The 2,101-nt window shown below is 70.4% G+C and carries 2 protein-coding genes; both read left to right on the plus strand.

Annotated elements, in window-relative coordinates; translation table 11 throughout:
- Nucleotides 1–343 precede the first annotated feature (343 nt).
- Complete coding sequence (locus QH290_RS15955) at nt 344–1,012, plus strand: hypothetical protein (protein WP_280265324.1); 669 nt, start codon at nt 344–346, stop codon at nt 1,010–1,012.
- A gap of 627 nt (nt 1,013–1,639) precedes the next feature.
- Nucleotides 1,640–1,957, plus strand: coding sequence for a glycine zipper domain-containing protein (locus tag QH290_RS15960; protein WP_280265323.1), 318 nt, complete (start codon nt 1,640–1,642; stop codon nt 1,955–1,957).
- Nucleotides 1,958–2,101 lie beyond the last annotated feature (144 nt).

Here is a 2,101-nt window from a genome sequence, read left to right on the forward strand (position 1 = left end):
CGGCGCGCGGCTGTCCGTGCGTGGGGCTGTCGCCCGGGGGGGGGGGGGGGGCGCGCCGCCCCCCCCCGCCCCCCCCCCCCCCCTCCGGCTTCTCACGCCTCCTCCGCACCGAAACCCGCACCGCACAAGGCACCTGACACAGGCTGTCCATTCCGCCCGAATGCGGTAGCATCACGCCACGCATTCGGGGGAGGACTTCCGCGGCTCGTCGCGAGCAGCGAATTCCCGTCCCTCGCATGCGCTCTACCGAGATGAGGAAAGTGGGGGACTTCGCGTGGCGAAGCATCGAAGACAGACAACGACCCAGCGCCTGGCATTGCGCGCCGCGGCAACGGTGGTACCGATGACCGCCATCGCCACCGGCAGCACCATCGCCCACGCGGCACCGGCCCAATTCATCGCACCACAGCCCGGCGTCACCACCCCCAACCAACCGAGCCCCGGCACCCCCCAACAGGGCCCGGGCGCCGTACAACCGGGCGTCACCACCCCCGCCCACCCCAAAACCCCACCCCCGATGTCCTACGTGGCGCCCCAAGACGACCGCCGCGGCATAGCCCCGGAAACCGACTTCGCCCAATACCGCTCGGTCCCGCAGCGCGACTATGTCGCTCCAGTAGAGCCCCAGGCGCTACATGCGCCCGAACCGTCACCACCCGTCGCCCAGATCGTGCCGCCCCCAAGACAACTGCGCGCCGGTGACCTGACCACTCCCGCACCCGAGTTCCTCGCGCCCGAGCAGATCGACGGGATCAACGCGACCACAGCAGTTCCAGAGGCACAGATCTCACAGTTTGCGCGATCTGTCGGCCTCCCTCCGAGCCGAGCCGACACCGTGGCCTCTTCGGCCATCGCAGGTGCGGCCGTGGGCGCCACGGTCGGGTGTGCCGTCGGAGCGGTCGCGGGCCTTGCGAGCCTGGGGGTTATGTCGATCCCTGCTTGCCTCATTCTGGGCGCACTGAACGGCACGGCCGGAGGCTTGGTCGGTGCGGGCGCCGGTCTCGTCCGATGATGACAACAGTTCTCGACTCGAGGCGATAATGAACAGATTTGCTACAGCCCTCTGTCTCGCAGTAGCTATCACGGGTTTGTCCACGGGAGTGGCGCAGTCGAACGCGGCTGACACATCGGCCCCGATCCAGAACAGCGCCGTGTCGGAACCGGTCGGCAACGATCCCGCTGCGCCGCCAGGTCTTCGAACCCTCGACCCAGCAGACATAGCCTCGGCGACACCGGCAGCGGCGACTCCAGAGGCGGAGCAACGCTGGAACGCTGAACTACAGCGAGCACTTCCCGGCGCTATCGTCGGCGGCATCATCGGCGGCGTTATCGCATTCCCACTGGGTGGGCTCATCCTCTCACCGTTCACGGTCGTACCTGGCGCAATCATCGGTGCGGGGCTCGGACTGCTTGCGGTAGGTGGCCAACCGCTGATCGACGCCTATAACGCCCGATACTCCGAGCCCCCGGCAACCGATCAACCGAGCCCGTAGGGCTTCGACGGAGGCGGAATCGCCTGTCTCGCAATAACTGTCCGCGCTTGGGCTTGTGCGTGCTACACGGTGCTCGGGTGGGCGGGGCGGGGTCGGTGCATGAGTTGTGCCCTCGAAACGCTGAGGGCTGGAAGGTAAGGATGAGAATGATTCGCAATACCCTGGTCAAGGCGTTCACCGTGATCGCGCTGCCGGTGGCCGCCGTGGCCGTGTTCGCCGGCGGTGCCGCGGCCGAGGCTCCGCAGGCCGCGCCCGTCGCGGGCGTCCCGCTGCAGAGCGAGGACATCACCACCAACCCGAACGCCCAGTACCCGGATCCGGTGCTGAACGGTGCGGCCGCGGGTGCCGCGATCGGGTCGGCCGTGGGCTTCTTCACCGGGTCCGGCGGGCCGATCCTCGGCGGCCTGATCGGCGCGCTGGTCGGCGCGACCAACCCGGACGTGGTCCCGCAGGTTCTCCCCTGATCGATCCGGCGTTCCGCATCGGGGGGGGGGGGGGGGGGGGGGGGGGGGGCGCGCCGGCGCCCGCGCGGGGCGGGGGGGGGGGGGCGGGGGGGGGGGGGGGAGGGGGGGGGGGGGGGGGGGGGGGGGGGGGGGGGGGGGGGGGGG

The organism is Nocardia wallacei, from assembly GCF_029869545.1.
In the GTDB taxonomy this organism is placed as follows: Bacteria; Actinomycetota; Actinomycetes; order Mycobacteriales; family Mycobacteriaceae; genus Nocardia; species Nocardia wallacei_A.